At 70.2% G+C, this 25,374-nt stretch carries 26 protein-coding genes, 1 pseudogene and 1 riboswitch; of the genes and pseudogenes, 16 read left to right on the top strand and 11 right to left on the bottom strand.

Annotated elements, in window-relative coordinates; genetic code table 11:
- Window positions 1-7 precede the first annotated feature (7 nt).
- Window positions 8-1,015: an ABC transporter substrate-binding protein gene (locus tag AB0I51_RS11620; protein ID WP_362973814.1), complete on the top strand. Its 1,008-nt coding sequence runs from the start codon at window positions 8-10 to the stop codon at window positions 1,013-1,015.
- 124 nt (window positions 1,016-1,139) lie between these two features.
- Here the strand turns inward: AB0I51_RS11620 and AB0I51_RS11625 are convergent, their stop codons facing one another.
- The 3 genes from AB0I51_RS11625 to AB0I51_RS11635 form a co-directional block, all read right to left on the bottom strand.
- Window positions 1,140-1,328, bottom strand: a complete 189-nt coding sequence (locus AB0I51_RS11625; protein ID WP_362973816.1) for a hypothetical protein — start codon at window positions 1,326-1,328, stop codon at window positions 1,140-1,142.
- Between the two features lie 146 nt (window positions 1,329-1,474).
- Window positions 1,475-2,341 (bottom strand): RNA polymerase sigma-70 factor, encoded by an 867-nt coding sequence (locus AB0I51_RS11630; RefSeq protein WP_362973818.1) that lies wholly within the window; start codon window positions 2,339-2,341, stop codon window positions 1,475-1,477.
- Window positions 2,338-2,904 carry a carboxymuconolactone decarboxylase family protein gene (locus AB0I51_RS11635; RefSeq protein ID WP_362973820.1) on the bottom strand — a complete coding sequence of 189 codons (567 nt, stop codon included), beginning with the start codon at window positions 2,902-2,904 and terminating at the stop codon, window positions 2,338-2,340. Before AB0I51_RS11635 ends, AB0I51_RS11630 begins: the two co-directional genes overlap by 4 nt.
- A gap of 726 nt (window positions 2,905-3,630) precedes the next feature.
- Here AB0I51_RS11635 and AB0I51_RS11640 point away from each other — a divergent pair.
- From AB0I51_RS11640 to AB0I51_RS11660, 5 genes are all read left to right on the top strand, one after another.
- Complete coding sequence (locus AB0I51_RS11640; RefSeq protein ID WP_362973822.1) at window positions 3,631-4,656, top strand: Ppx/GppA family phosphatase; 1,026 nt, start codon at window positions 3,631-3,633, stop codon at window positions 4,654-4,656.
- A gap of 273 nt (window positions 4,657-4,929) precedes the next feature.
- On the top strand, window positions 4,930-6,156 hold the full coding sequence (locus AB0I51_RS11645) for a SpoIIE family protein phosphatase (RefSeq protein WP_362973824.1): 1,227 nt from the start codon (window positions 4,930-4,932) through the stop codon (window positions 6,154-6,156).
- A gap of 85 nt (window positions 6,157-6,241) precedes the next feature.
- Window positions 6,242-7,927 (top strand): ATP-binding protein, encoded by a 1,686-nt coding sequence (locus tag AB0I51_RS11650; protein WP_362973826.1) that lies wholly within the window; start codon window positions 6,242-6,244, stop codon window positions 7,925-7,927.
- Entirely contained in the window at window positions 7,924-8,373 is a 450-nt protein-coding gene (locus AB0I51_RS11655) for a response regulator (RefSeq protein WP_362973828.1), read from the top strand. Before AB0I51_RS11650 ends, AB0I51_RS11655 begins: the two co-directional genes overlap by 4 nt.
- A 50-nt stretch (window positions 8,374-8,423) precedes the next feature.
- Window positions 8,424-8,891: a MarR family transcriptional regulator gene (locus AB0I51_RS11660; protein ID WP_362973830.1), complete on the top strand. Its 468-nt coding sequence runs from the start codon at window positions 8,424-8,426 to the stop codon at window positions 8,889-8,891.
- On the opposite strand, the gene AB0I51_RS11665 is transcribed toward AB0I51_RS11660, so the two are convergent.
- Together AB0I51_RS11665 and AB0I51_RS11670 are read right to left on the bottom strand one after the other, a co-directional pair.
- Entirely contained in the window at window positions 8,892-10,085 is a 1,194-nt protein-coding gene (locus tag AB0I51_RS11665; protein WP_362973832.1) for a PP2C family protein-serine/threonine phosphatase, read from the bottom strand.
- A 64-nt stretch (window positions 10,086-10,149) separates the two neighbouring features.
- Window positions 10,150-11,301: a PP2C family protein-serine/threonine phosphatase gene (locus AB0I51_RS11670; RefSeq protein ID WP_362974193.1), complete on the bottom strand. Its 1,152-nt coding sequence runs from the start codon at window positions 11,299-11,301 to the stop codon at window positions 10,150-10,152.
- A 96-nt stretch (window positions 11,302-11,397) separates the two neighbouring features.
- On the opposite strand from AB0I51_RS11670, the gene AB0I51_RS11675 reads away from it, so the two are divergent.
- Window positions 11,398-11,883: a MarR family transcriptional regulator gene (locus AB0I51_RS11675; protein WP_362973834.1), complete on the top strand. Its 486-nt coding sequence runs from the start codon at window positions 11,398-11,400 to the stop codon at window positions 11,881-11,883.
- A 154-nt stretch (window positions 11,884-12,037) separates the two neighbouring features.
- On the opposite strand, the gene AB0I51_RS11680 is transcribed toward AB0I51_RS11675, so the two are convergent.
- On the bottom strand, window positions 12,038-12,865 hold the full coding sequence (locus tag AB0I51_RS11680) for an alpha/beta hydrolase (protein WP_362973836.1): 828 nt from the start codon (window positions 12,863-12,865) through the stop codon (window positions 12,038-12,040).
- 187 nt (window positions 12,866-13,052) lie between these two features.
- Here AB0I51_RS11680 and AB0I51_RS11685 point away from each other — a divergent pair, with 187 nt between their 5' ends.
- On the top strand, window positions 13,053-13,796 hold the full coding sequence (locus tag AB0I51_RS11685) for a class I SAM-dependent methyltransferase (protein ID WP_362973838.1): 744 nt from the start codon (window positions 13,053-13,055) through the stop codon (window positions 13,794-13,796).
- 10 nt (window positions 13,797-13,806) lie between these two features.
- On the opposite strand, the gene AB0I51_RS11690 is transcribed toward AB0I51_RS11685, so the two are convergent.
- On the bottom strand, window positions 13,807-14,304 hold the full coding sequence (locus AB0I51_RS11690; protein WP_362973840.1) for an ATP-binding protein: 498 nt from the start codon (window positions 14,302-14,304) through the stop codon (window positions 13,807-13,809).
- Between the two features lie 170 nt (window positions 14,305-14,474).
- On the opposite strand from AB0I51_RS11690, the gene AB0I51_RS11695 reads away from it, so the two are divergent.
- Entirely contained in the window at window positions 14,475-14,837 is a 363-nt protein-coding gene (locus AB0I51_RS11695) for an STAS domain-containing protein (RefSeq protein ID WP_362973842.1), read from the top strand.
- A gap of 359 nt (window positions 14,838-15,196) precedes the next feature.
- Window positions 15,197-16,429, top strand: coding sequence for a 4-hydroxybenzoate 3-monooxygenase (locus AB0I51_RS11700; RefSeq protein ID WP_362973844.1), 1,233 nt, complete (start codon window positions 15,197-15,199; stop codon window positions 16,427-16,429).
- A 2-nt stretch (window positions 16,430-16,431) separates the two neighbouring features.
- On the opposite strand, the gene AB0I51_RS11705 is transcribed toward AB0I51_RS11700, so the two are convergent.
- Window positions 16,432-17,199 carry an alpha/beta hydrolase gene (locus AB0I51_RS11705; RefSeq protein ID WP_362973846.1) on the bottom strand — a complete coding sequence of 256 codons (768 nt, stop codon included), beginning with the start codon at window positions 17,197-17,199 and terminating at the stop codon, window positions 16,432-16,434.
- 268 nt (window positions 17,200-17,467) lie between these two features.
- Here AB0I51_RS11705 and AB0I51_RS11710 point away from each other — a divergent pair.
- Both AB0I51_RS11710 and AB0I51_RS11715 read left to right on the top strand, forming a co-directional pair.
- Window positions 17,468-17,932, top strand: a pseudogene (locus AB0I51_RS11710) (LLM class flavin-dependent oxidoreductase); the annotation flags it as partial.
- 110 nt (window positions 17,933-18,042) lie between these two features.
- Complete coding sequence (locus tag AB0I51_RS11715; RefSeq protein ID WP_362973848.1) at window positions 18,043-18,588, top strand: hypothetical protein; 546 nt, start codon at window positions 18,043-18,045, stop codon at window positions 18,586-18,588.
- A 185-nt stretch (window positions 18,589-18,773) separates the two neighbouring features.
- On the opposite strand, the gene AB0I51_RS11720 is transcribed toward AB0I51_RS11715, so the two are convergent.
- Complete coding sequence (locus AB0I51_RS11720) at window positions 18,774-19,751, bottom strand: winged helix-turn-helix domain-containing protein (protein WP_362973850.1); 978 nt, start codon at window positions 19,749-19,751, stop codon at window positions 18,774-18,776.
- A gap of 118 nt (window positions 19,752-19,869) precedes the next feature.
- Window positions 19,870-20,694, bottom strand: a complete 825-nt coding sequence (locus AB0I51_RS11725) for a DUF1684 domain-containing protein (RefSeq protein ID WP_362973852.1) — start codon at window positions 20,692-20,694, stop codon at window positions 19,870-19,872.
- A 143-nt stretch (window positions 20,695-20,837) separates the two neighbouring features.
- Here AB0I51_RS11725 and AB0I51_RS11730 point away from each other — a divergent pair, with 143 nt between their 5' ends.
- Together AB0I51_RS11730 and AB0I51_RS11735 are read left to right on the top strand one after the other, a co-directional pair.
- Window positions 20,838-21,668, top strand: a complete 831-nt coding sequence (locus AB0I51_RS11730; protein WP_362973854.1) for a DUF427 domain-containing protein — start codon at window positions 20,838-20,840, stop codon at window positions 21,666-21,668.
- A 79-nt stretch (window positions 21,669-21,747) separates the two neighbouring features.
- Window positions 21,748-22,539, top strand: coding sequence for a hypothetical protein (locus AB0I51_RS11735; protein ID WP_362973856.1), 792 nt, complete (start codon window positions 21,748-21,750; stop codon window positions 22,537-22,539).
- A 45-nt stretch (window positions 22,540-22,584) separates the two neighbouring features.
- Here the strand turns inward: AB0I51_RS11735 and AB0I51_RS11740 are convergent, their stop codons facing one another.
- Window positions 22,585-23,652 carry a hypothetical protein gene (locus AB0I51_RS11740; RefSeq protein ID WP_362973858.1) on the bottom strand — a complete coding sequence of 356 codons (1,068 nt, stop codon included), beginning with the start codon at window positions 23,650-23,652 and terminating at the stop codon, window positions 22,585-22,587.
- 206 nt (window positions 23,653-23,858) lie between these two features.
- A riboswitch (cobalamin riboswitch) is annotated at window positions 23,859-23,931 on the top strand.
- 108 nt (window positions 23,932-24,039) lie between these two features.
- On the opposite strand from AB0I51_RS11740, the gene AB0I51_RS11745 reads away from it, so the two are divergent.
- Window positions 24,040-24,204 (top strand): CbtB-domain containing protein, encoded by a 165-nt coding sequence (locus AB0I51_RS11745; RefSeq protein WP_362974195.1) that lies wholly within the window; start codon window positions 24,040-24,042, stop codon window positions 24,202-24,204.
- Between the two features lie 36 nt (window positions 24,205-24,240).
- Complete coding sequence (locus AB0I51_RS11750; RefSeq protein WP_362973860.1) at window positions 24,241-25,104, top strand: CbtA family protein; 864 nt, start codon at window positions 24,241-24,243, stop codon at window positions 25,102-25,104.
- The last annotated feature ends 270 nt before the right edge of the window (window positions 25,105-25,374 follow it).

Consider the following 25,374-nt stretch of genomic DNA (forward strand, 5'->3'; position numbering starts at 1 on the left):
ACGCCCCATGCGCAAGCTGCTTGCCGCCGCCCTCTGTCTCGCCGCTACCGCCACCGGTTGCGGTGCGAGCGTCGAGCCGTCGGCGGACACTCGCTCCACCGAGGCGGTCACCCTCACCAACTGCGGTCAGAAAGTGACGTACAAGACCGTCCCGAAGCGAGTCGTCACCAACGACGTCGGCATCACCGAGCTGATGTTCGCCCTCGGACTGGAGAACCGCATGGCCGGGTTCGCCATGCCCGACGACAAGGGCGATCTCACCGACGTGCCCTGGAAGGACGGCTACCGGAAGGTCAAGTGGCTGTCCAAGGACGAACTCACCAAGGAGAACGTCCTCGACGCCCGCGCCGACCTCGTCTTCGCCGGCTGGAACTACGGCTTCCGCGACGACAGCGGCTTCACCCCGGATGCCCTGAAGAAACTGGGCGTCCCCTCCTACATCCTCACCGAGTCCTGCCGCAACGCCCGCACCGACACCTCACGCGGCATCATGCCGCCCCTCGACGCCCTCTACACCGACCTCACCAATCTCGGAAAACTCTTCGGCGTCGAAAAGCGCGCGGCCACCCTGATCGCCGACTTCAAGAAGCAGATCGCCACCGTCCACAGCAAGGCCCCCACCAAGAGCCCAACCGTCTTCCTCTACGACAGTGGCCAGGACGCCCCGTTCACCTCGGGCCGCTACGCCGCCCCCGACCAGATCATCAGCGAGGCCGGCGGGGTCAACGTCATGCACGACGTCAACGACTCCTGGACCACGGTCGGTTGGGAAACCGTCGTGCGGCGCGACCCCGACGTCATCGTGATCTGCGACTACGGCGACGTGAGCGCCGCACAGAAGAAGAAGTTCCTCCTCTCCTACGCCCCACTGCGCAACGTCTCCGCCGTCAAGCACCGACGGATCTTCGTCCTCGACTACGTCGACCTGGTCGAAAGCCCCCGCAACCCGGCGGCCATCGCCCGCCTCGGCGCGTATCTCCGCACGGTGGCGGCGGGGGAGGAGGCTTCGCAGTGAGAAGTCTTGCTGGGACCGACGCCGACACCAACACCGATCAGCGGGTGGGGAAGGAAGCCGGAGCGAGCTCCCACTGGTCGGCCGCGTGGAGCAGCGCCGCTGCATCCACCCGTGTCTCCATGAATTAGTGGCAGATGTCCGGTCTGCCGTCGCTCGTCGCCGGGTGGTCCCTGGTGAGGAGGACGGCCGCAGCCGTGCCGGACGCGGCGAGTGCGGCGGCTGCCGAGCCGCCGATCGTCAGGATGCGGCGGCGTGAAATCCTTGCCTGGTAGGCGTGTTGAACGGCTCGGGGGTGGGGGCGACTCCATGCCACCGGCGATGCACCCCGGTCGCGGCGCGGTTCCCCGCCCTCCGCTTCTGTTGGCGGCTTCGCACAGGATTCGTACAGATGGGTCGATCGTAGTGCTGATGCTTCATCAACTCTGCCTGTACAGAGGGTAGTTCAGTGTCGAGGCGGACTCACCTGGCGAGTTCGGTCGGCTTGTCCAGTTGCGTCAGCTTCCGCGGATTGCGCACCACGTAGATCCTGGTGACCCGGCCGTGCTCCACCACGAGACTGATCGCGGACGGCTCGCCGTCGACGTCCATCCGGCCGGCGGGTTCGCCGTTGAGCCAGACGGGCGTGGTGTCGAACGCGGCCACCAGCGTGTTCGCGCGGGCGAGGACCGGTGCCACCAGCTCGACCCCGTGGATCGGGGCGAGCGCGGCGGCCACGACCCCGCCGCCGTCGGTCACCAGCACCACGTCCGGTGCCATCACCTCCATCAACTCCTGCAGATGGCCGGTCCGCAGGGCGTGCAGGAACCGTTCCACCACGGCCGCCTGCTCCGACCGGCTCACCCTCACCCGTGGCCGCCGGGCCGCCACATGCTCCCGCGCCCGCCGGGCGACCTGCCGCACCGTCGCCGCGGACTTTCCGACGACCTCCGCGATCTCGCCGTACGACAGCTCGAACACCTCGCGCAGCACGAACACCGCACGCTCGGTGGGCCCGAGTGTCTCCAGCACGGTCAGCATCGCGATCGACACACTCTCCGCGAGCTCGACGTCCTCGGCGACGTCGGGGGTGGTCAGCAGCGGTCCCGGCAGCCACTCGCCCACGTACTCCTCTCGCCGGCGCGACAAGGCGCGCAGCCGGTTGAGCGCCTGCCGGGTGACGATCCGGATCAGGTACGACCGCGGGTCCCGCACCTGTGAACGGTCGACGTCGGCCCACCGCAGCCAGGACTCCTGCAGCACGTCCTCCGCGTCGGCGGCGGAACCGAGCATCTCGTAGGCGACGGTGAACAGCAGGCCGCGGTGGGTGACGAAGGGGTCCTCGGTCATGCCGGCATCCTCCCCGACTGCGGGGCCAGCGGGATCTCGCAGGCGTCGGAGTAGCCCTGCGAGGTGATGCCGTGGGCGGTGTTGCACCGGGCGGCCATGTTGGCGAATCCGATGAACACGGTGAGTTCGACCAGCGCGGCGGGGCCGAGCCGCTCCAGCAGGCGCTTCGACAACTCGTCGGTGACGGTGGACGGCGTGGTCGTCATGGCCTCCGCGTACTCCATCACGTCCCGCTCCAGCGGCGAGAACACGTCCGCCTGCCGCCAGCGCGGCACCTGGCTCGCCTTCGTCAGGTCGAGGTTCTGGTTCAGCGCGAGGAAGTAGTTGACGTCGAGGCACCAACCGCACCCGACCTGCGCCGCCACGGCCATGTGCGCGAACGTCTTCAGACTCGCGTCCGCCGCAGCCCAGGTGCTCACCTTCGCGGTGAACTCCTGGTTGGCCGCGGCGAGTTCGGGGTGGTTCCACAGCACTTCGACGGGCTCGGGCACGGCCCCGAGCTGCTTGATCATGTTCTCCCGGAGCTCGATGGGAAGGTCGGCCTTCGGGACGCGAATCGACACGGTGTCCTCCTGGTACGTGTGCCTGTCCGGCAGTTCGGCATGAAGACACCGACGGACCGGCGGATGTGACACCGGCAGCCCGCCGAGCACGAGGCTCGGCGCCGGATCCGCTGTTCGGGAAGTTCCAGCCGGCGAGGTCGGAGTAGGCGTAGCCGTTGGTGATGCAGGCCCAGGAGCCGGTGTAGCCGAGGCCCCAGCACACGTTGACGTCCTCGTACGATCCCGCGTAGCCCCGTTGTTCCAGAGGGCGCTTGCCTGGTTGCGGAGGTTTCTGCCGGGGGAGCAGCTGCTCCAGTCGCTGTCGTCGCCCACCCAACGGCTCTACCCGCCGCCGTAGTTGGCGTTCTCGTATGCGTAGAAGTACCCGTCCGCTGTGGCCCCCGCCGGACCGGCGGCAACGGCGCTCGGCGACGACGGAGCCGAATCGGACGCATGCGCGACGCCCGGTATCGCCGTCAGGGAACCAAACACTGTGGAACGTGTCGGCAACCGGCTCCGGTTCAGGCTCCGGCCCGGGAAGGTGCTCATCGTGCGGCAGGCCTGCCTCGACCGCGATGTCGTGGCCGGCCGTCAGAAGACCCTCATGTTCGACCTCACCGGCGCACCCCTGGCGCCACCGCGCCTGACCCCCGGCCACGGATCGTTCTTTGCGCAACCCGTCGCCGACGTGACAAGGCCAACATCCACGGGCGACTGACGGCGCTCACCCTGGGTACTCACCGGCTCATGCGGATGAGCGTGGTGGACGTGGGGTCGAACACGGTTCGGCTCGTGGTGGCGGACGTGGGGGACGGTGTGCCGTTGCCGGTGCACACGGCCAAGTGGAAGCTACGGCTCTCCGAACGTGTCGGGGCGCAGGGAGACATCCCCGAGGAAGCCGTACGCCATCTCGTGAAGGCGGTGTCGGACGCCGAGGAGACCGCCCGGCGCTGGGGCGCGGCCGGGCCGCTCGCCTTCGCAACGGCGGTCGTGCGCGGCGCGCCCAACCGGCTCGGCGTGCTGCGCTCGGTGCATGCGGAGACGGGGATACGACTGTGCACGCTGCCGGGGGAGTTGGAGGGCGAGCTCACGTTTCTCGGCGCCCGGCGCTGGATGGGCTGGCGGGCCGGGCCGCTCGCCCTGTTCGACATCGGGGGCGGATCCTTCGAGGCCGCGTTCGGACGCGGTCGGCTGCCGGACTTCGTGGCGTCCCTCCCGCTCGGCGCGGGCCGGCTGACCCGGGACTTCCTCCCCGGCCAGGACCGGCCGACCGAGCAGACGGTCAAGGCGATGCGGCGCGAGGTACGGCACCAACTGCGGGACGTGGCCGCGCGGATCCGCTGGGAAGGGCCACGGACCACGGTGGTGACATCACGCACCTTTCAGCAGCTGGCCCGACTCTGCGGTGCCGCGCCGGGTCGCCAAGGTCCTTTTGTGGAAAGGAGGTTGGAACGGTCGGAGCTGCGCGTGGGCCTCGACCGGCTGGCCGCCCTCGCGGCATCCGAACGGGCCCTGCTCCCCGGTGTCTCGGCACCACGGGCCGCGCAGAGCCTGGCCGGAGCGGTGGTCGGTCACACGGTGATGAAACTGACGGGCATCAAGACCGTCACCGTCTGTCCCTGGGGCATTCGCGAGGGAATCCTGCTGCGCTACATCGAGGACGGCGGTTCGTGGTGGACCGAGCTGAGCCGCCGCAGCGTCGACGCGGAACCGGTTGGACGGGCCGCCCTGCGCATCGCGCCGGGTCCGGGACCGACGACCGCCGAAGGCTGACGGCTCGAACTCCGTGCGCCGGTGGACTGCCGCTTGGTGCCGATCCGCGCGGCCTCCGCCCTCCGTACGGTTCGGCGACGAAGGAAGCGGTTCACCGCCCATTCCCGGCCCCCCGTCGTACCCTCAACAACGCTGGAATCGGGGCGCGTTGGGCGGTTCCGGTGCTGGCTCCGCCGACCGCGTACGGGACGTCCCGGCATACCGGTATGCTCTCGACTGTTGTCTGATGGCAACTAAGTTCGCGGGAGCCGGTGCGGTGGGGAGGACAGGGCCATGGTGGTGCCACGGCCGCGGGCCGACGACCTGCTGTCGGTGGGTGGTGAAGGAGTCGGGCCGGAAGCCTGGGTGGCCTGGCAGCCCTCCGTCCTGCTGGTCGAGGACGACGCGGGTGACGCGCTGCTGGTCGAGGAACTGGTCGCCGACAGCGCGCTGAAGATACGTCTGCAGTGGGTGCGGTCGATGGCCGAGGCCGCCGAGGCGCTCGCGGCCGACGTACCGGACTGCGTCCTGCTCGACCTGCATCTGCCGGACGCCCAGGGGCTGGAGGCGCTCTCCCGGGTACGCGCGGGCGCCGAGCGGGCCGCTGTCGTGGTCCTCACCGGCCTCGCCGAGGAGGAGACCGGGCTCGCCGCCGTCGCCGCCGGTGCGCAGGACTACCTGGTGAAGGGCCGGGTCGAACCGGGCCTGTTCGGACGCGCGGTGCGCTACGCGATCCAGCGCAAGCAGGCCGAACGGGCGGCCGTCGCCCTCCAGTCCAGCCGTATGCAGGCCCAGGAGAACGCCCGTCTGGAACGCGGGCTGCTGCCCAGGCCCCTGCTGCGCAGCGAGGGCGTGGAAGCGGTGGCCCGCTACCGCCCTGGACGAGCGCAGGCGCTGCTGGGCGGTGACTTCTACGACATCGTGCAAAGCGTCGACGGCACGGTCCACGCGGTGGTCGGTGACGTCTCCGGACACGGACCCGACGAGGCCGCCCTCGGCGTCGCGCTGCGCATCGCCTGGCGCACCCTGGTGCTCAGCGGTGTCACGGGCGCCGAACAGGTGGCCCGGCTGGAGGAACTCCTCGTCGCCGAGCGCATCCGCAGCGAGGTCTTCGCCACCCTCGTCTGTCTCACCGCCGCACCCGGCGAGCGCACGGCCCGCGTGGTGCGGGCCGGGCACCACGGACTGCTGATGCGGGACAGCGGCGGTGTGGAGTGGGTGGAGGTGCCCGGAGGTCCGGCACTGGGCGTGCTTCCCGGCCTCGCGGACTGGCCGGTCGCGGACCTCTCCGTACCGGCGGGCGCGGCCATGGTCCTCTTCACCGACGGACTCTTCGAGGGGCATGTCGGCCGGGGCTCGGAGCGCCTGGGGGAGGACGGCCTGCTGCGGCTCGCCCGAGAGCGGGCCGCACTGGCCCCGGAGCCGTTCGTCGATGAACTGATCGCCTGCGCCGAGGCCCTGGCCGAGACCCGGGGCGGCCTGGCGGACGACGTGGCCGTGCTGCATCTGCACTGGACATGAGACAACTGCCCCGGACGTGATTCACTGCGCCGGAAACGAGCAGGTGGGACGAGAGGGTGTCACAACGAGACGAACGGTGAGGGACATGGCGGGCGGAACAGGGATCGGGCGCCGGCTGACGGTGCAGGGATGGTTCTTCCTCGCGCTGTCGCTCATGGTGCTGCTGGTGGTGGTCGGCACCGCGATCGGCGCGAACCTCCTGGGCCGTACGGCCGACGTCACCGACGACCTGCTCCAGCGGGTGCAGCCCGCCCAGACCGAGGCGTACCGGCTGCAGGCCGCCCTGGTCAACCAGGAGACCGGCATCCGCGGCTACGCGATCGCCGCCGACAAGCAGTTCCTCGCCCCGTACACCAGCGGCAAGGAGAGTGAGGCCCGCTCGGCGGCGAGGCTGCGCGAACAGCTCCGGGACCGGCCCGGGCTGGTCGCCGATCTGCGGGCGGTGGAGCGCGGGGCGGCAACCTGGCGGCAGGACTACGCCGAGCCCCTCGCCGCCGCCGTCACCCCCGGCCGGCCGCACGCCGTCGACCAGACCACCGTCGACAGCGGGAAGCGCGAGTTCGACCGGCTGCGCACCCTCTGGGCGAAGCAGAACGTCGATCTCGCGCAGGCCGTGAAGGAGGGCCGGGCCCATCTCGACCACGAGCGGACGGTACGCAACATCGTCCTGAGCGCCATGGTCGCCGCCTTCCTGCTCACGGGCGTCGCCCTCGCCGTACTCGTACGACTGCTGGTGACCCGCCCGCTGGAGGCGCTGACCAAGGCGTCGGAACAGGTCGCGGCGGGCGACTTCGCGCACCGCATCCACGGGGACGGCCCGGCCGATCTCACCGCGGTGGCCGGAGCCGTCGAGGGCATGCGCAGACGGATCGTCGCCGAACTCGACGCCTCCCGCGAAAAGGAGGAGGTACTCGGCCGCCAGGCCGACGAGTTGGACGCCCAGGCCGTCGAACTGCGCAGGTCCAACGCCGAGTTGGAGCAGTTCGCCTATGTCGCCTCGCACGATCTGCAGGAGCCGCTGCGCAAGGTCGCCTCGTTCTGCCAGCTGCTGGAGAAGAGGTACAGGGACAAGCTGGACGAACGCGGGCTGCAGTACATCGACTTCGCCGTCGACGGCGCCAAACGCATGCAGGTGCTCATCAACGACCTGCTCACCTTCTCCCGCGTCGGGCGTCTCGACGACACCCGGGAGAAGGTCGGTCTCGACCAGGCGCTGGACAAGGCGCTGCGCAACCTCGCGGCGGCCGTCGAGGAGTCGGAGGCCCGGATCGACCGGCCCGAGACCCTGCCCGAGACCGTCGGCGACCCGACGCTGCTTACCATGCTCTGGCAGAACCTCGTGGGCAACGCCCTCAAGTTCCGTCGCCCCGACCGCTCCCCGCAGGTGTCCGTCACCTGCGAACCCGACCCCGAGACCCCCGGCATGCGGCGTCTGTGCGTCACCGACAACGGCATCGGCATCCCCGAGGAGTTCACCGACAAGGTCTTCGTCATCTTCCAGCGGCTGCACAGCCGCGACGCCTACGGCGGAACCGGTATCGGACTCGCCCTGTGCAAGAAGATCGTCGAACACCACGGCGGCCGGATCTGGATCGACAGCGCGGTCGGAGAGGGCACCCGGTTCTGCTTCACACTTCCGTCCGTCGAGGAAGGCGGGGAAGCCGACGAAACTGCGGAAACCGACCAAATCGCGGAAGCCGAAGAAGCCGTGGAAACCATTGAAGCCACTGAAGCCCCCGCAGTCACCGACGACGAGAAGGCCCTGACATGACCCTCCCTGACGCGACCCCTGTCGACGTCCTCCTCGTCGAGGACGATCCGGGCGACGAACTGATGACCCGGGAAGCCTTCGAGGACAACAAGATCGGCAACACCCTCCACGTCGTCCGGGACGGCGAGGAGGCCCTCGACTTCCTCTACCGGCGCGGCGCGCACACCGGTGCCCCGCAGCCCGACCTCATCCTGCTCGACCTCAACCTGCCGAAGTACGACGGCCGGCAGGTCCTGGAGCAGATCAAGTCCGACCCGGAGCTGGTGCACATCCCCGTCGTCGTCCTGACCACCTCCTCGGCCGAGGAGGACATCCTCCGCAGCTACAAGCTGCACGCCAACGCCTATGTCACCAAGCCTGTCGACCTGGACCAGTTCATCGCCGCGGTCCGGCAGATCGACGACTTCTTCGTGCAGGTGGTCCGCCTGCCCCACCGCCCCGGCTGAGACGCCGGGATCCGCGTCACCACACCCGACTTCCTTGAGGTGTCGAACTCGTGGCAACGCACGAGCAGGCGGACGGCACGGACCCCGTCGCGGGCCGGGTCGCCGATGCCGTGGACGGCCTGACCGAACTGTGGACCACGGCGGCGGCAGAGGCGTCGGTACGTCTCTCGCCGTATCAACTGCGCGCCCTGCACGCCCTGGTGGCCGCACCGGGCGCGAACCTGACCACGCTGGCGGACCGGCTCGACGCCGGCCTGCCCACGGTGAGCCGGCTCTGCGACCGGCTTGAGGCGGCCGGGCTGCTGCTCAGGGACGCGGCACCCCACAACCGCCGGGAAGTACGCCTGAGTCTCACCGCGCACGGACGGGACGTCCTCGCGGAGGTCGCCGCACTCAGGGCCCGGGCGCTGGCAGCGGTCGTACACGCCATGGAGCCGGACGAGCGTGCGGCACTGGAGCGTGGCCTGCGGGCGTTCGGCGCCACGCAACGGAATCGGCCGTCCGGCGCCGGCGGATGATCACGGCGCCGCGGCCTCGTGCCCGTGCCAGTCGAGGCAGACCACGGCCGCGTCGGCGGTCAGCTCCGTGCCGCCCAAGTGGTCGGCCAGGCTCGCCACCACCGAGCGCGCGACCTCCTGCGGGGGCCGTGCCGACACTGTGTCGAGCACCCGGCGCAGCGCCTGTTCGCCGAACGGGGTGCCCTGCCGTGAACGGGCCCCGTGGACGCCGGTGCTCACCGCCACGATGCGGTCTCCCGGTCGTACGGAGAAGATCTGCTCCTCGTAGGCGGTCTCCTCGAACATGCCGAGCGGGAGCTGTGCCTCCATCTCGATCTGCCGCACGGTGCGGCCGCGTCGGCGGTACAGGCGGGGCGAGCCGGCGTCGACCGCCTGGACCGTGCCCGTCGCGAGGTCGAAGCGGAGCAGCAGAGTGGAGGCGTAGACCTTGCCGCCGAACTGGGCGTAGACCGCCTGGTCGGCCAGCCGGGCCTGGTCGGCGAGGCCGAGGCCGGCGCGGCGGGCGTTGCGCAGGGCGCCGACCGCGACGCCGGTCAGCAGGGAGGCGTCGATGCCGCGGCCCATGCCGTCGGTCACCGTCATGGTGAGGTGACTGCCGTCGGTGCTCCAGTCGAAGTTGTCGCCGCCCACGGTGTACGCGGGCTCCAGATGGGCGCCGATCTCGAACTCCGGGCGTCCGCAGCCCCGTCCAGGCAGGAGCTGCCACTGCATCTCGGCGGCCAGCGTGAGGCGGCGGGTGCGGCGGGCCAGGAGGTAGAGGTCGGTGTCGCGTTCCGCCGCGGCGATCTCGTGGCCCAGGGCGGTGGCGAAGTCGGCGAGGCCGAGCACCCCGGCCGGAGCGGCACCGGCGCAGGGCAGACGGGCCGAGAGGACGCCGAGGCGGTCGCCGCGCACGGAGACGGGCACATGCACGGCGGCGGTCCCGTCGGCAGCCGGTTCGACGACCGGCGTCTGCTCCGTGAACGCCCGCCCGGCCGGGCCGTCCTGGGCGGCCAGCGGTTCGCCGGCGCCCGGGAGCGGATCGACCTGGCGCAGCACACGCAGGCCGTAGTCGGCGAGGAGAAGGGTGACCCCGCGGGCTCCGGCGCGGTCACCGAGCAGACGCCGGGCCGTCGCCACCAGAGCATCGGACGGAGCCGACCGCAACTCGCTCTCGAAGGAAGGGAGCTGCTCAGAGGTGCTCACGGTGTTCACCTTTCCGGCTCAGTGTCTTCACACTAACGCCGCGCCGGTGAGAGCGGGACACAGCGGACACACCTCACCGTCCCCGCCAGTCCAGGCACACCACCAAGGCGTCGTCGTCGGGGGTCGGCGTGCCGCGGTGGCCGGTCAGTTCCCGCAGCACGGCCCTGGGCACGTCGGCCGCGGGCAGCAGCCTCGTCTGCTGGATCGCGCGCGCCAGCGCCGCGTCCCCGTACGCCTCGCCCTTGGGCGAGGCGACGGCGTACACCCCGTCGCTGACGAAGAGGATCCGGTCCCCGGGCTCGATCAGGAAGTCCTGCTCGATGTAGTCGGTCTCCTCGAACATGCCCAGCGGCAACTGCTCGTCGAAGGCGATCCGTTCCACCACCCCGTCGCGCAGCCGCAGCGTCTGCGGCGATCCGGCGTCCACCACCCGGGCCCGCCCGGTGGTGAGTTCGAAGTCGAACATCAACACGGACATATGGCTGCGGCCCCGGTAGTGGGCGTACACCGCCTGGTCCGCGAGGGCCGCCTGGTCGGCGAGGGGGATGCCCGCCCGGCGTGCGTTGCGCAGGGCGTTGACCGCCAGGTTCGTCAGCAGCGAGGCCTCGATGCCCTCGCCCATGCCGTTCGAGACGTACAGCGCGAGGTGGTCGGCAGTGGCGGACCAGTCGAAGTTGTCGCCGTGGATCGCGTAGGCGGGCTCCAGTTGAGCGCCGAGGTCGAACTCGGGACGGGAGCACGAGCGGCCGGGCAGCAGCTGCCACTGCATCTCCGCCGCCAGCGTGAGCCGGTCCTTGCGCCGGGCCCGCAGATACAGGTCCGTGTCGCGCTCGGCCACCAGCACCTCGTGCCCCAAGACCTCGGCCAGCTCGGTCAGTTCGGGCAGACATTCGCGTACGTGGTCGCCGCCGGGCAGTGTCACCGAGAGCACACCGAGGCGGTCCCCGCGCACACTGACCGGAAGGTGAAGACGCACACTGCCGTCCCCGAAGTTCCCCTCCACGAAAGGTTCTTGGGCTCCGAAGGCACGGCCCGCGGGGGTGTTGTGCACGGAGACCGGCGGCAGGGTGTGCGGCAGGTCGGTGACGCGCTGCAGCACGGTCAGGCCGTAGTCGGCCATGAGCAGGTCCACGGAGTCCGCCGCGTACCGCCGGACCAGTTCCCGGCCGACCACGGCGGGGAGCTCGTGGGGAGCCGCCGTACGCAGTGCCCGCTCGACAGCCATGAGTCTGTTCACGATCGCAGATATGCCAATCTCTCCCTCGGAGAACGCGTCACGCGTGCCTAGTACGCTGGAGTCCGTCCCTGTGCCTGCGAGAGTGTGACCGTGACGTCCATCCACCCCCGCCCGGAACCCGCCGAGGTCGCACGCGTCACCTCTACGGCAGCAGAACTGCTGGAGGTCCTGTGGGGGCGCGCCTCTACCGCGCCCGCGTCCGCCTCGCAGCTACGAGTCCTGTTCATCCTGGAACACCACGAGGGCATCAACCTGCGCACCCTCGCCGACCACCTCGCCTCCACACCGCCGTCGACCAGCCGCCTCTGTGACCGATTGCAGGCCGCCGGGTTCGTCGACCGCGAGGTGAGCCCCACGGACCGGCGCGAGGTGCGCCTGTACCTCAGCGGTCCGGGGCGGGCCTTCCTTTCGGACCTGCGGGCCCGTCGGGAGGAGGCGTTGGGCGAGGTGCTGGCACAGATGCCGGCCGCCGGGCGCAACGCGCTGCTCACCGGTCTGGAGGCGTTCTGCGCGGTGGCGTCGGCGCAGATCCACGACCACGAGGAGTCCGCCGGCAGCCGCACAGCGTGACCGGACCGCCGGACTCTTGATCTCCTCGGGCATGGTTCACCTCAGGTCGTCGGTCGGAGCGTATGGTTCCTTGCCTGCTCACGAGTGCCCGCGTCCGGCGGAACCAGACCTGTCGTCCCTGAGGGATGAGTCACGCTGCGCGACGGCAACGCGATCAGCCGCGTGCGAAGGCGAGGAGGTCGGCGTTGAACCGCTCGGCGAACTCGGGCACCAGAGCCAGACCGTGCGGAGCGCCGGGGTAGACCTTGTAGGTCGCGTCCTTGACGAGTTTCGAGGACTTCTCGGCGGAGGCCACGATGGGAACGATCTGGTCGTCGTCGCCGTGCACGATCAATGTGGGAACGTCGATCTTCTTGAGATCTTCGGTGAGATCGGTCTCGGAGAACGCTTTGACGCAGTCATGGGCGCCCTTGATTCCCACGGTCATGCTCCACAGCCAGAATTCGTCACGAGTCCCCTGGCTGACGGTCGAGTTGTCGCGGTTGGCGCCGAAGAACGGGACGCTGAGATCCTTGTAGAACTGCGAACGGTCCGTTTCCACACCTTTGCGGATGTCGTCGAAGACCTCGATCGGCAGCCCTTCGGGATTCTCGTCCGTCCTGAGCATCAGCGGCGGGATCGCGCCGAGCAGAACGGCCTTGGCGACCCGCCCCGACCCGTGCCGGCCGATGTAGCGGGTGACCTCGCCGCCGCCCGTCGAGTGGCCGACGAGAATCACCTCGCGCAGGTCCAGGGCCTCGATGACCGCTGCCAGGTCGTCGGCGTACGTGTCGAGGTCGTTGCCGGCCCAGGGCTGACCGGAGCGTCCGCCGCCGCGCCGGTCGTGCGCCACGGCGCGGAAGCCGTTGTCCGCCATCAGTTTCAGCTGGGGATCCCACGCGTCGGCCGTCAGCGGCCACCCGTGGGAGAAGACGACGGGCTGCCCCGACCCCCAGTCCTTGTAGAAGATCTGTGTGCCGTCCGTGGCGGTGGCGAAGGGCATGATGTCTCCTCCCGAAATGCTCGAACTGTTTGAGTGCGTCATACGGGGAAACGACGGAAAGAAGGTCGTCGGCGGGAGGCGACCGGAATGAGCACGTCGTCCACAGCACTCTAGGCGAGGTGGGGCTCTTCCGCCTGTCGGGGGAATTCGTTGGACAACTCGGCGGCCGGGAGCGAGTGTTGGCCAAATGCAGCAGGAGAAGGTCTGGGACACCGACACCGCCCGGCGGTACGACACTCCGGGCACCGGAATGTTCGCACCCGAGACCTTGGGGCCGACCGTGGAGCGACTTTCGCAACTCGCGGGGGACGGCGCGGCCCTCGAGTTCGCCATCGGGACCGGCCGGGTCGCCGTGCCGCTCGCCGAGCGCGGAGTTCCCGTCACCGGCATCGAGTTGTCACAGCCGATGGTGGAGCGGTTGCGGACCAAGGCGGACGAGGCGACGATCCCCGTGACCGTCGGTGACATGGCGAGCACGGTCGTCCCCGGGACGTACAGTCTGGTCTACCTCGTCTACAACACCATCTCGAACCTGCTCACCCAGGCTGCGCAGGTCGAGTGCTTCCGCAACGCCGCCCGCCACCTCGCACCGGGCGGCCGGTTCGTGATCGAGCTCTGGGTACCCGAGCTGCGCATGCTGCCGCCGGGCCGGCACGCCACCGTCTGGCGGACCGACCCCGACTACATCGCCCTGGACACCTACGACGTCCTCAACCAGCGCGCCGTGTCGCACCACTTCCGACTGGACGGGACCGGGCACGCGCGGCTCGACCTCAGCCCGCACCGCTACATCTGGCCGGCCGAACTCGACCTCATGGCCCAACTGGCGGGCTTCGAACTGGAGTCGAGACACGCGGACTGGGACGGGTCCGAGTTCACCGCCGAGTCGACGTCCCATGTCTCCGTCTACCGGGTCCCGGCCACGCCGTGACCGTCCCGACTCACGTACGGAGCCGGCCGCGGCCGGGGACGTCCGTGTCCGGGCCGTCCGTCAGCGGGATGCGCGCGGTGATGCGTTTGCCCACCGGTTCGCGCTGTGCCTCGAAGCCGCGCGCGACGGCCCGTACGATCTCCAGACCGTGCTGGCCCACCCGTTGGGCGTCGGCGGCACGGGCGACCGGAAGCACCGGGTCGGAGTCCCACACCTCCACCTCGATCAGGGCGCCGACGATCCGCAGATCCATCAGCACCGGGCCGGGCGCGTACTTGCGGGCATTGGTGACCAGTTCACTGACCACCAACTGCGTGAGATCCATGGCACGGGCCGACACCGGGAGCCCGTACTCGGCCCGTGCCCGGACGAGGAACATCGCGGCCAGCCGCCGGGCCTCGGCGATGCAGGAGCCGTCCCCGTCCAGTGCCACGGTGGACCGTATGGGCCGAGTCCGGGCCCTGGCCTGCGGCGCTGTGTCGTCGTCCTCCGAAGAGTCTGGTTCCATCCGGATCGTTTCACCGCCTTCTGCGTGCCCCGCGCATACCCCGTGAGGCAACACCCACTCCGTCAATTTCTGTCGGCTCCACCGAACGCGGGCATCAACCGTACGATGCGGGGCAGCACTTCGGGTGAAATCCTGATCCATAGCGCTCACCGACTCATGTATGAGGACAGATGGTGGACACCGAACAGCCGGGCCAGCCAGGGAAGTTGACGGTCAGGACCGACGTCGTCGACGGCACCGTCGTCGTGGCCCTGGCCGGAGAGATCGACCACCAGACAGCCGGTTCGCTGAGGGAGGCGCTGGACCTGCCGGACGGGGGCGCACCGCACGTCGTCCTCGACCTGCGCCAGGTCACCTTCATGGACTCCAGCGGCATCAACATCCTCCTCGCCGTCCACCAGACGCTCGCCCAGGCGGACGGCTGGCTGCGACTGGCCGGAACCGCCCCGTCCGTGCAGCGCGTCATCGAACTCGTCGGCATCGACGGAGTCATCGACTGCTACCCGACGGTCCAACAGGCCCTCGCGCCCTGACCGTTGGATCAGCACCGCTCGGTTTCCGCAGGTCGGGACGGGGAAGTCGGCGGCCGGTCGGCGGAGCGCGGTGACAGACATCCGGAGTGAGGAAGACTCTCGAATTCACAGGTCTGCTGCGGCTGATCGACGAACGGTCGACGGCGTTCCGGGCCGCGGTCGCGGCCCGAGGAGGCGGCGGTGGACGGTGTCGAGGAGTTCCTGTTCACCCTGCAAAACCGAGCCGATTCCCGCCGGCACCGCCCACGCCTCCGCCCGGGTCACGGCCGGTGAACTGGTCCTCTTCCTGTACGGCCGTATCTACGTCGACTCCCCGGCGACCTGGCCCGCTCGGCTAGGGTGATCCCGGAGGTGGTCAAGTGGCCGACAGCACACGGGAGTTGAGCCAGACGTCGGAGTCCACGACCGTGGTGGTGATCGGCGCGGGCCCGGCCGGTATGACCGTCGCGAACCTGTTGCAGCGGAGCGGCATGGACTGCGTCGTGCTGGAACGCCGGACCCGGGAGTACGTGGCACAGCGCCAGCGGGCCGGCATCGTCGAGACCCGCGCCGTCCGCATGTTCGACTCCTGGGGACTCGCCGACCGCGTCCTGGGCGGTGTCCCGCACGAGGGCATCCTGGAACTCCGGGTCGACGGCGAACCCCATCTCGTCTCGGACTACGACGGCTCCGAAGGCCCGACCGCCCGTCTCTGCCCCCAGCAGATGCTGGTCCAGAAACTCACCGCCGAGTACCTCGCGAACGGCGGCGACCTGCGCTTCGAGGCCGCCGACGTCTCCCTGCACGAACTGACCGGCGACCACCCGACCGTCCGCTACCGCACCGCGGACGGCGACCTCCGCACCCTCACCTGCGCCTACGTCGCGGGCTGCGACGGCGACCACGGCATCAGCCGCACCTCCGTCCCCGACGGGGCCCTCACGCCGTACGCCTTCGATCACGGCATCGGCTGGCTGACGGTCCTCGCCGACGCCCCGCCCCCCGCCCATCCGCTGCTGGCCGTCAGCCCGCAGGGCTTCGCCGCGCACTTCCCGCGCGGCCCGTACACCAGCCGCTACTACCTCCAGTGCCCGCCCGACGACCACCCCGACGCCTGGCCCGACGACCGGGTCTGGGACGCCCTGCGCACCCGGCTCGGCGACCCGGCCCTCGTCTCCGGCCCGATCACCGACCGCGAGATCTTCCGCCTCCGCAGCCTGGTCCACGACCCGATGCAGTACGGCCGCCTCTTCCTCGTCGGCGACGCGGCGCACATCGTCTCGCCGATGGGCGGCAAGGGCATGAACCTCGCCCTCTACGACGCCGATCTCTTCGCCCGGGCCGTACGGGACTCCGTCCACGACCACGACGACACGGCCCTGCGCACCTACTCGGAGCGCTGTCTGCGTCGCGTCTGGAACGACCAGGAGTTCTCCCACTGGATGACCGGCATGCTCCACGACGCCGGCGACGCCACCGGCTCGGGCCCCTTCAGCCGCGGCCTGGCCCGCGCCCGGCTCGACCGGCTCTTCACGGCTCCCGGCGCGGCTCGCGCCTTCGCCGAACTCATGACGGGACTGGAGTTCGGCGAAGGCGCGGGGCCGCCGGGTTGAGGTCAGCGACGGCGCAGGTGCCGTACGAAGAACCGCACCGCGCTGTCCGCCTCGAACCTGGGCAGCTCCTTGTGGGCGCCCGAGTTGACGTGCAGTGACTTCTCCTTCGAGGCGAAGGCGTCGAACAGAGCGAGGCCGGACGGGCGCGGGATGTGCTCGTCGTCCCACTGGAGGGCGAACTCGATCGGAACGGTGATGCGCCGCGCTGTCTCGGCGAGGGCGTCGTCGTACCAGAAGAGGCCGAACACGGCGGCGGTGATGCGGGGTTCGGCCGCCGTCAGCGGGATCCCGGTCGCGGTGCCCATGTTCAGGCCGTAGTAGCCGACGGGTCCTTCGGTGCCGATCTCGGGCAGTTCCTGGAGAGCGTCCAGGGTCGCCCGCCACTCCGGTACGGCACGCTCCGCGAGGTGGCCGTTGTAGCGGACCACGATGTCGCCGACCGGCTCGCCCGCCGCCATCGCCCGCTGCATGGCGTCGATCTCCCGCTCGTCGTGTGCCGTGCGGGGCCGGCCGCCGTGGCCCGGCGCGTCGATGACGGCGACATGGAAACCGCCGTCGGCCACGAGGCGTTGGGCACGGCCCACCATGGCGGGAGACTTCCTGTGGTTGCCGCCGCCGTGCCCCATCAACACGAGGGGCGCGCGGTCGGCACCGGTTTTCGGGGACCACAGGGCTCCGGTGACCTCACCCATGGTGAAGTCCCGCTGGATGACACCGCCCGACGTGGTCTCCGCGGTGAAGTAGAAATGCTTGGATCGTGTGGAATTCATGGCTTGTCGCCTTTCGGGAGTGCCTTGTCGTGAGGCGCTCCCGGCGACACCTATGTCACTGGCCCAACCGTGAAGAAGAGGGGGAGCACCCACCTGCGTACAGCGTTCATGGGTCTCACCTCCTCGTGCGTTGTCACGGCCTACGGCAAGTTAGCAGGGCGCTCGTCGGCGCGGCCAGCGCTTTTACGGACAGATCCACGACCTCGACGTCGCAGGACGGCCCGACGCCATCACCCAACTCGCCGCGCTGGCCACCGCGACCGACCGCATCGGCCTGGTCGGCACCTCCAACACCACCTTCAACGAGCCCGCCGATTTCGCCCGCCGGCTGTCCGGCCTCGACCTGCCCTCCGAGGGCCGGGCCGGCTGGAACGTGGTGACCACCGACAACGCCTGGACCGGCGCCGACTTCCGCCGCGGCGGCCACCTCGACCACGCCGACCGCTACCGGCGCGCCGAGGAGTTCCTCACCGTCGCCCGCGCCCGTTGGGACGGCTGGGCCGACGCGGCCGTCTCCGGCTCGGCCGGCGCCCCGGCCTGGGCGGCACCCGGCGCCGTACGCCGAGTCCGCCGCCGGGGACCGCAGTTCGACGTCGACCTCGCACCCACCCTTCCGCGCAGTGCCCAGGGACACCCGGTGATCTTCCAGGCCGGGGACTCCGGCGAGGGCCGCGACTTCGCCGCCCGCAATGCCGACGTCATCTTCTCCGCGCACGGCGACGACTTCGACGCGCTCGCCTTCGCCGACGACCTCCGGCGCCGGCGGCGGGCAGTCGGCCGCCCGAGGACGACCTGCGCATCCTCCCGGGCACCGAGATCATCATCGGCGCCACCGAGGAGGAGGTGCTGGAGAAGGAGCGCTGGATCCGCCTCCAACAGGTCACCCCGGCAACGGCGTTGGGCATCGCCGGACTCCTGTGGGGCATCGCCGGACTCCTGTGGGGCCTCGGCCTCTCCGGCCGCGACGCCGACGGGCCACTGCCCAGGGAGGACCCGGTCGTCGCCGATGACGACGGCTCCTTCGGCGCCCGGCGCATCGCAGATTCGCGCCAAGTCGTCGCCGAATGGCGGGAGAAGGCCGACGCGAACCGCTGGTCGCTGCGCGAAACCGTCATCGCGCTCGGCCCCCAGCGCGGCCATGTCGGCACCCCGGAGAGCCTGGCGGACAAGTTCGCCCACTTCGTCCGGCACAGTGCCGTCGACGGCTTCGACGTCACGCCGCAGCTGATCCCCGACGGCCTGGACGACATCGTCGACCTGCTCGTCCCCGCACTCCAGGAACGCGGCGTCTATCGCACCGAGTACACCGGGACGACCCTGAGTGAACACGTCGGCCTGCGCGAACCGCTCACCCACAGCACCGCCACGGACCGCCTGCAGGCGGGCTGACCCACGGCCGCGGCGGCCACCGTCCCCCTGTGCACGGTGGCCACCGCGCCCGCTCCGTGCGGCGAGAGCGCCAGGACTCCGCCGAGACCGGCGGACTCCCGTACCGGTCGCCCAAACCATCGCCGTACGGGAAGCACGGGGGCAATGAATTCGAATGCGTTCTAAACGACTCCGGCGGGGATCTGTCACCGGTCCAGCAGGCGCAGGCCGAGGGGCGTCGCCGAGTGCCGTACGAACTGGCCGTCCCGGTGACTGGTGACGAGACCGCCGTCGCGCAGCACACTGAGCTGGTAACTGGCGCTGGGCAACGCGATGTTGGCCGCCGAGGCCACCTCGGACGTCGTCCGCGCGCCATGGCCGGCCAGATGTGTCAGTACGACCGTCCGGGTACGGCCGAGCAGCCGTTCCAGCCCGCCGTCGCTCGCGCGGACGATCTCCAGGGGCTGTTTGGCGACCGGGTAGACGAGCACCGGCCCGAGCGTGGGGTCCGCGAGAGCGGTGGGCCTGCGCCAGCAGAAGTAGGACGGGACGAGCAGCAGACCCCGCCCCTCCAGGTGCAGTTCGCGGTCGACGGGATAGTCCACCTCCAGCACCGGAGCGTGCCAACGAGCGTGCGGGCGCAGGCTGTTGAGAAGGGCGGAGGTGCCGCCGTCGAGGAGCGCGCGGGAGCGCAGTTCGACATCGTCGCCGACGGCGGCCTGGACGCGGGGCCAGTACGGTTCGAGCAGGGTCCCGCAGGACAGTTCCAGGGCCCGTGTCAACGCCCCCAGAGCCTTGGTCCCCGGCCGGTCGAGGGTGGAGACCCACGACGGCAGCGGACGTGACTCGGCGAGCCGGGAGAGCTCACGGGTCAGCCGGGTGCGGGAGGTGGCCCGTACCTCGTCGAGACCACCGGCCAGACCGCCGCCCGTCACGGACGGCGTGAGGAAGTCGGGGATGTAGCCCACCGGAGGAATCAGTGTCTGCAACGGCGACAGGGCCCGCCCGGCCCGCTGGTCCCTGGCCAGCCGCTCCCGCACCGAACGGCGCCAGTGCCCGAATTCGAGCGCCCCCTGACGGCTGTCCAACCGGCAGACACCACACACGAGTTCCCACAGCGCATGGGGCTGGCGGGCGACGCGGACACTCTGCAGATCCCGCGAGGTGAAGTGAATTCGGAGCATGCGACCTCATTCCCGCGCGTGGTCGGCGCGCGTGATCGGTGGGGGGTCGCGACCGCACAAAACGGGCGCGCCACTCATGGGGACGACTGAGAGGCGCGCTTGGTTGTGGAGCCGGGCCTCAGATCCCACCCCGCTCACGCGGAATCTTCTGCCCCGCCTCGATGGCCACCGGCAGGCGGTTCTCCGCCGGTGGCAGGGGGCAGGTGGCCAGGTCCGTATAGGCGCAGGGGAGATTGGTCGAGCGGTTGAAGTCCAGGACGACCGTGCCGTCGGCGCCGGGCGGGGCGAGCGCGAGCGCCCGGTTGGCAGCGTAGGTGGTCATCCCGGAGGTGGCGTCCGTGAAGAGGACCAGCAGCCCGCCCGGTCCATGTCCGGGGAACGCGGTCAGCGCCAGCGGGTGCCCGTCCAGCTCGAAATCGACCCGGCCCGGCGCGTCGTAGACATGTTCCAGACCCTCGACCGCCGCGCCGACGGTCGTCGGGCGCGGCGTCTCGAAGGCCGTGTACCGTCCCCGCACCACCCAGCGGGGATCCGGCGCGTAGGCGGGGGTACCGGCGAAGGCGGTGCGCAGCGGCGCGTCCGGGTGCCGGGGTCGCACGATGTCGTGCCCGCCGCGCCTGGCCACCTCGATCACGGCGTCGCCCCAGACCGCGTCGACACCGCCCCGCTCGGGCAGCACGCCGAAGCGGTGCTCACCCCGTACGGGTGTGTCGCCCACGACGAGTTCCTCACCCTCGCCGAGGGCTACGGCGACCCCTTCTGCATCGGTCCACCAGGCACCCGGCGCGTCCGGGAACCGCTGCGGCCGGTCGTCGAGCCAGTGCAGTCCGGTGATCGCCAGGAATCCGTGCGGGGCGGCGAGCCGATCCTCCTGACCGCGGTACCACTCCAGCCATTCCTGTGTGAAGGCCTGCAGATCCGTCGCAGTGAGGTCAACGGTCACGATCGCTCCTTCGTCGCACGAGGCCCGGCCTCGAAACGGGGTCGTACCAGTGCCAACCCCGGCCGCCCGGCGGGAGATTCCGGCCCGCGTGTGACAGCTTTGTGTCCGGATCGCCGCACGCCTCAGCCGAAGGAGAGACGGTCATGAGCACGTTCCCCACCGCGCGAGATGTCAGGACCACACCCGAGGGGCTGTTGTGGGAACCGAGCCGGCGCTGGGTCCGCGGCCTCAAGGGCGATGCCACCGTCGTGGACAGCAGGCACCCCGTCCTCGTCTGGGAGCCGGGAGTCCCGGTACCGCTCTACGCCTTCCCGCACCACGAGGTCCGCGAGGACCTGCTCCGCCCCGCGAAGAACCCCCCGACCGGCACACACACCGGATCACGCGTCTTCTACGACCTCGAAGTCGACGGCCGGCTGGTGGAGAACGCGGCCTGGACCTTCCCCGCGGAGGACCTGGCCGGGCACATCGCCTTCGAATGGTTCCGGCGGGTCGGACGAGGCCTCGACCACTGGTACGAGGAGGAGGAAGAGATCTTCATCCACCCCCGCGACCCGCACAAACGGGTGGACGCCCTCCCCAGCAGCCGTCACGTCCGGGTCGAGATCGACGGCACGGTCGTCGCCGACACCCACCGTCCGGTCCTCCTCTTCGAGACCGGCCTGCCGACCCGGTACTACATCCCACGCGAGGACGTCCGCCTGGACCTCTTCGAACCGACCGACCACAGCACCGGGTGCCCCTACAAGGGGACGGCCACCTACTGGTCGTGGCGGAGCGAGGCCGACGGTCCGGGTGTCCCGCCGAACATCGTCTGGAGCTATCCGGAACCGCTGCCCGCGGTGGGCGCCGTCAAGGACCTGCTGGCCTTCTACAACGAGGCGGTCGACATCAGCGTGGACGGCGAATCCCCGGAACGTCCGGTCACTCCCTTCACCGAGACACTGAAGGCCCATGGCTCAACTTCTGCGTGATTGAAATCCTGTTGGCGCGAGTCGCAGTGAAACGCGGTCCACCGGGCAGTCGTCTCCGATGGAGAGTCAGAAGAATGAAGTGAAGAAGCGAGAAGAGATCAAGCCGGCGCCGAAACGCAAGGTCCTCGATCTGACCGCGGTACAGGTGGTGGCGAGTGCGCTCGCCACCGTGGTGGGCGCGGTGCTGGCGTCCTTGCTGGGGGTGACCGGGACGATCATCGGTGCCGCCGTGGTCAGCACCAGCGCGACCACCGGCGCGGCGGTCTTCCAGCACGCGTTCCGACGGACGGGCGAGGGGATCCGCCGGCGGGTGCCCTCGGTGGCGATGGCACTGACGCCGAGTGAGGAGCGCGCGTTCCAACGCGCCGACGCCCGGGCGGCGTTCGCGTTACCCGACGACACCGCGGCCGGTGATCGGATCTCGCCCACCACCCCCTCCGAGGACGAGTCGGTGACCACGTACCGAACCGGCTCCTTCTGGAAGTCCGTCGGCTGGAAGAGGTACGCGCTTGCGACAGGCCTGGTGTTCGCCCTGGCCATGGTCACTGTCACCGCGGGCGAGCTGATCATGGGCAAGCCGATAGCCGCCGCGGTGCGGGGCGAATCGGGCAGGGGCACCTCGATGGGCGGCGGTTCGGCCGGGACGTCCGCACCCGCACACAGCGTGACACCCACACCGCTCGCGTCCAGCGGCGCGGGGTCACGTACGGGCGGTACGGCCTCGCCGTCCGCGAGCGCGGAGCCGGACACGAGCTCCGGCACCAGCGCCGGCGCCGGTCAAAGCGACGGTGCCGGCCCCGAGACCTCGGCGTCGACGGTGCCGTCCGCGAGCGGCGGCGCAGTCAACAGCCCTGACGCCACCGCTCCTTGAGCCTCCGCTCCGGCCGGGCCGAGGCTGCCGTACGACGGCGCGACCCTACTGAGGTGTCCGGTTCGCCACGACCGGCGCCAGGTCGTCGGGACGGTCGGGAAGGGCAAGTTGCCTGCTGAACCTCCGTGAGGCGAGCAGCGCGAGCAGGGCCGTGAGTGCGGTCAACGCGGCGAGGGCGGCGATCAGCCCCGCCAACCAGGGCGGCGCGGCAGTGATCCGCAGCACCTGGGACAGCCGCGTGGAATGGAACCGTCCGTCGAACAGCTGGATCGCAGCCAACGCGGCCGGCACCACCATGGACACGGCCAGCACGGGCAGCCCGCCGTGGAGAACCAGCGCCGGTGCCAGCAGGACGCACAGGATCGAGACCCCGAGCGCGAAACCGTAGGCGGCACCGGAGGCCCCGTCCCGGTGCAGCGGGAAGTAGGACAGCCCGCACAGGACGAGCGCCGCTGCCGCGAACAGCCGGGGCCAGAGCGGGAGTTCGGCCCGCCGCGGTGTCGTACCCGGAGGCCGTGGACGGCGTCGGCTAGCCGGACGATCGCCCGGCTGCTCCGGCTCGCGCGTGTCCGCCGACGCTCGTACGGTTTCCTCCGGACCGGTACCGGCCGGAGCCGTGGACGGAATCGCCGCCGCTCCCGAGGCCAGGACGGGTGTGTCCTGTTCCTCGGCCAGACGGCCGATCAACTGGGCGAGTTCCTCGACGGGGCGGCCGGCCGCGGCGCGTACCGCCTCCTCGCCGCAGTGCGGCTCCAGCGGAGCCCGGTGCAGCAGGGCCATCAGCCGGGTGACGTCCTCCACGGACCGGGACTCGGCCGCCGCGCGGATCGTCTCGTCGGCGGAGTCGGGGTGGCGTGGTGGCTGTGTCAGCAGGGTCACCAGGCGCGTCACGTCCTCCACGGACCGGTCCACACCGATCGCCCGCAGGGCGTCGACGGTGGCCTGCGCGTACTTCGGCGACTGCTCCAGCAACGTGATGAGCTGGAGGACCTCTTCCAACGGCCGGTCGGTGACGGCGGCATGCACCAGGCTGTGCAGCGCGAGCGGGTGGGCCCCGCTGTCGTGAGATATGTCGGGTCGGTCCGGGCTGGGCGGGAAAGAGCGGGTGGTCATGCTCGGCTCCATGAAGAGGGTGATGCTGCTATCGCCCCCCGAAGCGCGATGAACCAGCTGATCCTGTCCAGTAGTAAGCGCCTGCCGCCCGCGCCGCCACGCGGTTGCGCCACCCGTGTGACGCCCGCAGTCGGCTCATCCCGGCACGGGCCTGATTGACGGTCCGGAGAGCCGCGCCGTACGCTCCCCCTGTAGTGATGGCATAAGGAAGCTGGTGGAATTCCAGCACGGTCGCGCCACTGTGAGCCCGCCACCGGAGGTGGTGGGCGAGTCAGACACTGAACCGTCACTCGCCCGTACACGCAAGGGACGCACGATCCCGAAGGAGGGCTCACCTTGAGCAGCATTTCCACATCCCGTCCGGTGTCCACGCCGGTCGTCCTGCCGATCTCGAAGTCGATCGTCTGGCTGGTCGGCACCGCGCTGATCGCGCTGGCCGTCTACTACTTCATCGGTGTCGACCAGGGCGCCGTGTCGGTGTTCGGAAACGACACGCACGTCCACGAGTTCGTCCATGACGCCCGCCACTTCCTCGGCTTCCCCTGCCACTGACCCTCCGCCGGCACCTGGACGTACGGACAACTCGACATGGAAAAGAAGCTCATACTGCGCGGCGTCCTCGCCGGCGCAGTAGCGGGCCTGCTCGCGTTCGTGTTCGCGAGGATATTCGCCGAACCGCAGATCGCGAAGGCCATCGACTACGAGAACGGCCGTGACGTCGCTCAGAGTGCCCTGGACAAGGCGGCGGGCATGCCCGTCGAGGCCGCCGACCCCGACCTGTTCAGCCGGACCGTCCAGGCCAATGTGGGCATCGGCGTCGGCATGGTCTTCTTCGGTATGGCGATGGGCGCGCTGTTCGCCGTCGCCTACACCGTCTGCCTCGGCCGCACCGGCGGTCTGCGGGCGCGCAACCTGGCACTTCTCGTCGCTGGCGGCGGCTTCCTCGGCATGTACCTGGTGCCGTTCCTGAAGTACCCGGCCAACCCGCCCGCGATCGGTCACGAGGAGACCATCCAGCAGCGCAGCGCCCTGTACCTGATCATGATCGTGTGCTCCGTCGCCTTCCTCGCGGGCGCGGTCTATCTCGGCAAGCGGCTCCAGGCCCGCTTCGGCAACTGGAACGCCACCCTCCTCGCCGGTGCCGCGTTCGTCGTCGCGATCGGGATCGTCATGCTGCTTCTGCCGCAGCTCGGCCATCTCTCGTACAACAAGGCCAACTTCGGCAACCTGGCCACCGAGACGCCGCAGCCGCTCAAGGACTCGAAGGGCACCATTGTCTACCCGGGCTTCCCGGCCGACGTGCTCTTCAACTTCCGCTTCTACTCCGTCGCCGCGCAGCTCATCCTCTGGACGGCCCTCGGCCTGATCTTCGCCCCACTCGCCGAACGCCTCCTCCAGCCCGTGCGTCCGGACTCCACCCAGTCAAAGGAGCCGGACCCCGTCCCCGCGTGACCGACTCCCCCGGGGCGAGCGCGGTGATCGAGGAGATCACCTCGTACGCCCGCCGCCCAGCCGGAGACGAACTCCAGCCCTCAGTGCGGGAGTTCATGGCCACGCCGGGCAGGGTGTCAAGGGGCAGGTGGAGGGCCTTAGACCGAAGTGGTCGTGCCCGACGGCGTTCCGGCGATCTCGTGCCGTTCGCCTTCGGGTTCCGGCGCAGCGGGCGGGTCACGGTGCTCGCCGTGGTCGTGCGTCCCGGCACCCTCTCGCTCCAGTGGTCGT

The sequence above is a fragment of the Streptomyces sp. NPDC050549 genome (assembly GCF_040655035.1).
Taxonomy (GTDB): Bacteria; Actinomycetota; Actinomycetes; order Streptomycetales; family Streptomycetaceae; genus Streptomyces.

Excerpts from the sequence above, each read along its gene's own strand:
- AB0I51_RS11620 (WP_362973814.1), top strand. The coding sequence starts at position 8 with ATGCGCAAGCTGCTTGCCGCCGCCCTCTGTCTCGCCGCTACCGCCACC.
- AB0I51_RS11630 (WP_362973818.1), bottom strand. The coding sequence starts at position 2,341 with ATGACCGAGGACCCCTTCGTCACCCACCGCGGCCTGCTGTTCACCGTC.
- AB0I51_RS11640 (WP_362973822.1), top strand. The coding sequence starts at position 3,631 with ATGCGGATGAGCGTGGTGGACGTGGGGTCGAACACGGTTCGGCTCGTG.
- AB0I51_RS11645 (WP_362973824.1), top strand. The coding sequence starts at position 4,930 with ATGGTGGTGCCACGGCCGCGGGCCGACGACCTGCTGTCGGTGGGTGGT.
- AB0I51_RS11650 (WP_362973826.1), top strand. The coding sequence starts at position 6,242 with ATGGCGGGCGGAACAGGGATCGGGCGCCGGCTGACGGTGCAGGGATGG.
- AB0I51_RS11655 (WP_362973828.1), top strand. The coding sequence starts at position 7,924 with ATGACCCTCCCTGACGCGACCCCTGTCGACGTCCTCCTCGTCGAGGAC.
- AB0I51_RS11670 (WP_362974193.1), bottom strand. The coding sequence starts at position 11,301 with ATGGCTGTCGAGCGGGCACTGCGTACGGCGGCTCCCCACGAGCTCCCC.
- AB0I51_RS11680 (WP_362973836.1), bottom strand. The coding sequence starts at position 12,865 with ATGCCCTTCGCCACCGCCACGGACGGCACACAGATCTTCTACAAGGAC.
- AB0I51_RS11685 (WP_362973838.1), top strand. The coding sequence starts at position 13,053 with ATGCAGCAGGAGAAGGTCTGGGACACCGACACCGCCCGGCGGTACGAC.
- AB0I51_RS11690 (WP_362973840.1), bottom strand. The coding sequence starts at position 14,304 with ATGGAACCAGACTCTTCGGAGGACGACGACACAGCGCCGCAGGCCAGG.
- AB0I51_RS11695 (WP_362973842.1), top strand. The coding sequence starts at position 14,475 with ATGGTGGACACCGAACAGCCGGGCCAGCCAGGGAAGTTGACGGTCAGG.
- AB0I51_RS11705 (WP_362973846.1), bottom strand. The coding sequence starts at position 17,199 with ATGAATTCCACACGATCCAAGCATTTCTACTTCACCGCGGAGACCACG.
- AB0I51_RS11720 (WP_362973850.1), bottom strand. The coding sequence starts at position 19,751 with ATGCTCCGAATTCACTTCACCTCGCGGGATCTGCAGAGTGTCCGCGTC.
- AB0I51_RS11730 (WP_362973854.1), top strand. The coding sequence starts at position 20,838 with ATGAGCACGTTCCCCACCGCGCGAGATGTCAGGACCACACCCGAGGGG.
- AB0I51_RS11740 (WP_362973858.1), bottom strand. The coding sequence starts at position 23,652 with ATGACCACCCGCTCTTTCCCGCCCAGCCCGGACCGACCCGACATATCT.
- AB0I51_RS11750 (WP_362973860.1), top strand. The coding sequence starts at position 24,241 with ATGGAAAAGAAGCTCATACTGCGCGGCGTCCTCGCCGGCGCAGTAGCG.